The following is a 4,750-nucleotide window of genomic DNA, read 5'->3' as shown; positions in this document are numbered from 1 at the left end:
ACGATCCGGATCTCAACCGCCAGCTCGTGACCGCGCTCGGCGATGCGGGATACGCCGTCGATACGGCGTTCGACGGCGAGGAAGGGCATTTCCTCGGCGATACCGAGCCCTATGACGCCGTGGTGCTCGATTTAGGCCTGCCAAAGAAGGACGGGCTCTCCGTTCTCGAACAGTGGCGGCGCGACGAACGCAGCATGCCCGTTTTGATCCTTACCGCGCGCGAGCGCTGGAGCGACAAGGTGGCGGGCATGGATGCCGGCGCCGACGACTATGTCGCCAAGCCATTCCATATGGAGGAAGTGCTGGCCCGACTGCGGGCGCTTCTGCGGCGCTCGGCGGGCCATGCGCGCAACGAGATCGAGTGCGGTCCGCTCGCCCTCGACACCAAATCCGCGCGCGTCACCGTCGACGGCCAGGCGATCAAGCTCACGTCGCACGAGTATCGCGTGCTCCATTATCTGATGATGCATCGCGAACGCGTCGTCTCGCGCACCGAGCTTGTCGAGCATCTTTACGAGCAGGACTTCGACCGGGATTCCAACACGGTCGAGGTGTTCATCGGCCGTCTGCGCAAGAAGCTTCCTATCGACCTCATCAAGACCGTCCGGGGGCTCGGCTACCGCCTCACGGACACCGAAGATGGGGCCTAAATCCCTCGCCTTCAGGTTGTTTGCCTCGGCCGCGGCATGGACCCTCGTGGTCATCCCCATCGCCGCCATTCTCCTCATCTCCCTCTACCGCCAGGCCGTCGAACGCAACTTCGACGCGCGCCTCAGCGTCTATATGACGAGCCTCGTGGCCGCGAGCACGCCGGAGAGCGGAGATTCCCCCCAAGAGCCCGCCAATCTGGGCGATCCCATCTTCGCCATCCCGTTTTCCGGCTGGTACTGGCAGATCAAGCCGCTCGAGGGCGCCAAGCGTCCGCTCTACATTTCGGACTCGCTGCTCGATCAGCAGCTCGATCTGCCAAGTCAGGATGGCATTTCTCCCGACGACACTCTGACCCGGCGAAGCTATGCGCCCGGTCCCGACGATCAGAACTTGCGCATCGTCGAGCGTGAGATCAGGCCCGGCGGTGACGATTCCGAGGCGTATTCCTACGCGGTTGCCGGCGATGCCGCGGAGATCGACGCCGATCTCGCCGAGTTCACCACCATGCTCATATTGGCGCTGGCGGTGCTTGGTCTCGGTCTCGTCGCGGCCACGTTCTTCCAGGTTCGGTTCGGGCTGCTTCCCTTGCGCGCCATTCGTCGCGACCTGGCGGCGATCCGCTCCGGCGACGCGGAGAGCCTGAAAGGTGAATTGCCGGACGAGATCAAGCCGCTGCAAATCGAGCTGAACGCGCTCATCCAATCGAACCGCGACGTGGTGGAGCGCGCCCGGACCCATGTGGGCAATCTCGCGCACGCCCTGAAGACGCCGCTCAGCGTGATCAGCAACGAAGCACGGACGCACGAAAGCCCGCTCTCGGACAAGGTGGTGGAGCAGGCGGAGATCATGCGCACGCAGATTACCCATCACCTCGATCGCGCCCGTGTCGCGGCGAGGTCGGGCGTCATCGGCGACGTGACCGAGGTCACGCCCGTGCTCGAGGCGCTGAAACGGACTCTCGACCGGATCTACGGCGAGAGAGGTGTCGCGCTCGAGGTCTCGACCGGCTCCGCGCTGAAGTTCCAAGGCGAGAAGCAAGATTTCGAGGAGATGGCCGGGAACCTGATGGACAATGCCTGCAAATGGGCGAAAGGGGGCGTCGCGGTGAGGGCCGAGCGGGTCCGCGGCGGCGAGACGTTCACCGTCATCGTCGATGACGACGGGCCGGGTCTGACCAAGGCTGAGCGCGAGCAGGCTGTGAAGCGGGGCCAGCGCCTCGACGAGAGCAAGCCCGGCTCGGGGCTGGGGCTGTCCATCGTGGCGGATCTGGCGCACCTCTATAAAGGGCGCTTCGAGCTCGAACCCTCGCCCAATGGGGGCTTAAGGGCCCGGTTAACCCTTCCCGCGGCTTGATTTTGCTCGTGCCTCGCTAATGCAACCTAATTTGGCCAGATTTGTTATTCTTAAGGTTTATCAGAGACGCTACACTCCTGGGATAGAAACTCTCGCCGGGGACCAGCTGATTAACTCTGGGCTGAGGGGGAAACCGATGAGACTAACGCCAATTATTGCGATTGCCCTTGTGCCGCTGTTCCTGGCGGCCTGTGGGCCTGGAAACAAGCAGGGCACGGGTACCATTCTCGGCGCCGTGGCCGGCGGTGCGGCGGGTGCAGCGATCGGCGGGAAGAACAACCGCATTCCGGGGCTCGCGATCGGTGCCATGGCCGGCGGTATTCTCGGCAATCTGATCGGCGCCGATTTGGATGAGCGCGATCGCCAGCTTGCGGCGGCGGCGGAATACCGGGCGCTGGAATACGGCCAAGCCGGGCAGGCCACTGCGTGGAACAATCCTGCGAACCAGCATCGCGGCCAGATCGTGCCGGGCAAGCCTTACCGCCAGGGCAGCTCCTTTTGCCGTCCCTACACCCACACGATCTATATCAGCGGCCAGCCGCAGACCGCGCGTGGCACGGCTTGCCGGGGTCCGGACGGCACCTGGAACCCGGTCGGCTAGCTCGGCGCCGGTTTCACCATTGCGGCAAATTAATCTTCGCGGGCCTTGCGAACCTTGCCCCGGTGGGCGCCATTCCCTATGCCTAGCCTTCCGTTTGACTTCTGAAGGTTAGGGCCCCTCGTGCTGCTTTGGGTCATTCTCGCGAGCCTCACGGCGATCGTCCTGTTCGTTCTGCTGCGCCCGCTGGCGGGCAGCGGCGACAATGAGCCTGCCCGTGATGCTTTCAACGCCACGGTCTATCGCGATCAACTCGACGAGATCGAGGCGGACCGCGCGCGCGGGCTGATCGGCGAGTCCGAGGCGGAAGCTGCGCGTCTCGAGGTGGCCCGCAGGCTGCTCGCCGCCGACGAGAAGGCGCGTGGCAAGTCGGGCGAGGCCAAGGGCGGAGCCCTGGCGCGTACCGCGCTTATCGGCGTGGCGCTTGTCCTGCCGCTCGCGGCGCTTAGCCTCTATCTCCTTTACGGCTCTCCCCTTCTTCCCGATCAACCCTTGGCCGCGCGGCTCACCGATCCGGCAGAGGAGAAGAATGTCGGCGCGCTCGTCGCCCGGGTCGAGGCGCGGCTGCGCGCGCATCCCGAGGAAGGCGAAGGCTGGGACGCGATCGCGCCGGTCTATATGGCCGGCCGGCGTTATGCCGACGCGGCGGACGCCTATGGACAAGCCATCCGGCTGCTCGGGCCTTCGGCGCAGCGGCTGTCGGGCTATGGCCAGGCGCTCGTCCTGGAGAAGGGCGGGCTTGTCAGCGAAGAGGCGCGGCGCGCCCTGGAGCAAGCGCTTGCGAGCGATGAGACGCTGGTCGAGCCGCGCATCCTCCTCGCCATCGCCAAAGAGCAGGACGGCGACTATGAGGCGGCAATCGAAGATTGGCGCGGTCTCATGGACAGAGAGGGCGCCGATGAGCGCTGGCGTGCCATGGTCCAGACGCGGATCGCCGATGCGGAAGCGCATCTCTCCGGTACGCCGCCGCCGGCGTCCGACGCAACGCCGCCGGGGGTGAGCGGTCCAAGCGCGGCGGACGTCGCCGCGGCGCAGACCATGTCGCCGGCCGAGCGTCAAACGATGGTCGAGGGCATGGTGCAAAAGCTTGCGACGCGGCTCGACGCGCAAGGCGACGATCTGGCCGGTTGGCTTCGTCTGGTCCGGGCCTATACGGTGCTCGGCCGTGACGATGAGGCGCGCGAGGCGCTTGCCCGCGCCAAAAGTCAATTCGCTGGAAACACGCAAGCCATCGAGCAACTCGACGCGCTCGCTGCGGAGCTTGGATTGAAGTCATGACCAGGAAGCAGCGCAGAGGGGTTCTGATCGGCACGTGTCTGGCGGTGCTGGGCGTGGCGGTCGGGCTCGTGCTCTACGCCATGCGCGACTCCATTGTGTTCTTCTATGGCCCGAGCGATGTCGCCGGGATGCAGATGGCGCCCGGCCAGCGCTTCCGGCTCGGCGGTCTCGTGGAGACAGGCAGCGTGGAGCGTGGAACTGGCACCACGGTCCGCTTCGTCGTCACCGATGGGGCGAAGACCCTGCCGGTGACCTTTACCGGTGTGCTGCCCGATCTGTTTCGGGAAGGGCAGGGCGTGATCACCGAAGGCGTCCTCGAGCCGGACGGCGTGTTCCATGCCGACAGCGTGCTCGCCAAGCACGATGAGAATTACATGCCACCCGAAGTCGCCGCGAAGCTGAAAGAGCAGGGCGTGTGGCGCGATGAGACGGGCGCCGATGGTCCGGGATCGAAAGTGAACTGAGGATGATCGCCGAGACAGGCCACTATGCAATGATCCTGGCGCTGGGCGTCGCCATCGTGCAGATGGTGCTGCCGGTCATCGGCACCCGCTTGCGCGATCCGCAGCTCACGGCGGTCGCCGTTCCGGCGGCGCAAGCCGAGTTCATTCTCATCGGCATCGCCTTCATCGCGCTTACCACCGCTTACGTCACGTCCGACTTCTCGGTGGCGAATGTCTGGCAGAACTCCCACTCGGCCAAGCCGCTGCTCTATAAGATCTCCGGCGTATGGGGGAACCACGAAGGCTCCATGGTCTTGTGGGTGCTGATCCTCGCGCTGTTTGGCGCGGCGGTGGCGACCTTCGGCACCAATCTGCCGCGCCAGCTTCAGGCCAATGTGCTCGCGGTGCAGGGGTCGATCGCCGTGGC

Annotated in this window: 5 protein-coding genes and 1 pseudogene; all 6 read left to right on the top strand. The window is 65.3% G+C overall.

Annotated features, from left to right (window positions below):
• Positions 1-650, top strand: a 650-nt coding sequence (locus ACSLE4_RS12850; RefSeq protein WP_435904837.1) for a response regulator transcription factor, incomplete at its 5' end; no start/stop codon positions are given.
• Positions 640-2,004, top strand: coding sequence for an ATP-binding protein (locus ACSLE4_RS12845; RefSeq protein ID WP_435904836.1), 1,365 nt, complete (start codon positions 640-642; stop codon positions 2,002-2,004). The genes ACSLE4_RS12850 and ACSLE4_RS12845, both read left to right, overlap by 11 nt.
• Positions 2,005-2,140: 136 nt before the next feature.
• Positions 2,141-2,605 carry a glycine zipper 2TM domain-containing protein gene (locus ACSLE4_RS12840; RefSeq protein WP_435904835.1) on the top strand — a complete coding sequence of 155 codons (465 nt, stop codon included), beginning with the start codon at positions 2,141-2,143 and terminating at the stop codon, positions 2,603-2,605.
• A gap of 120 nt (positions 2,606-2,725) precedes the next feature.
• Positions 2,726-3,880: a c-type cytochrome biogenesis protein CcmI gene (gene ccmI, locus ACSLE4_RS12835; protein ID WP_435904834.1), complete on the top strand. Its 1,155-nt coding sequence runs from the start codon at positions 2,726-2,728 to the stop codon at positions 3,878-3,880.
• Positions 3,877-4,344, top strand: coding sequence for a cytochrome c maturation protein CcmE (ccmE, locus tag ACSLE4_RS12830; protein WP_435904833.1), 468 nt, complete (start codon positions 3,877-3,879; stop codon positions 4,342-4,344). The genes ccmI and ccmE overlap by 4 nt, the downstream gene beginning before the upstream one ends.
• 2 nt (positions 4,345-4,346) lie before the next feature.
• Positions 4,347-4,750 (top strand): annotated as a pseudogene (locus ACSLE4_RS12825) (heme lyase NrfEFG subunit NrfE); the annotation flags it as partial.

The sequence above is a fragment of the Methyloceanibacter sp. genome (assembly GCF_051306395.1).
Classification (GTDB): domain Bacteria; phylum Pseudomonadota; class Alphaproteobacteria; order Rhizobiales; family Methyloligellaceae; genus Methyloceanibacter.
This window is presented reverse-complemented; position numbering and strand designations above follow the sequence as displayed.

Coding starts and splice junctions, on each gene's coding strand:
- ACSLE4_RS12845 (WP_435904836.1), top strand. CDS start 640: ATGGGGCCTAAATCCCTCGCCTTCAGGTTGTTTGCCTCGGCCGCGGCA.
- ACSLE4_RS12840 (WP_435904835.1), top strand. CDS start 2,141: ATGAGACTAACGCCAATTATTGCGATTGCCCTTGTGCCGCTGTTCCTG.
- ccmE (WP_435904833.1), top strand. CDS start 3,877: ATGACCAGGAAGCAGCGCAGAGGGGTTCTGATCGGCACGTGTCTGGCG.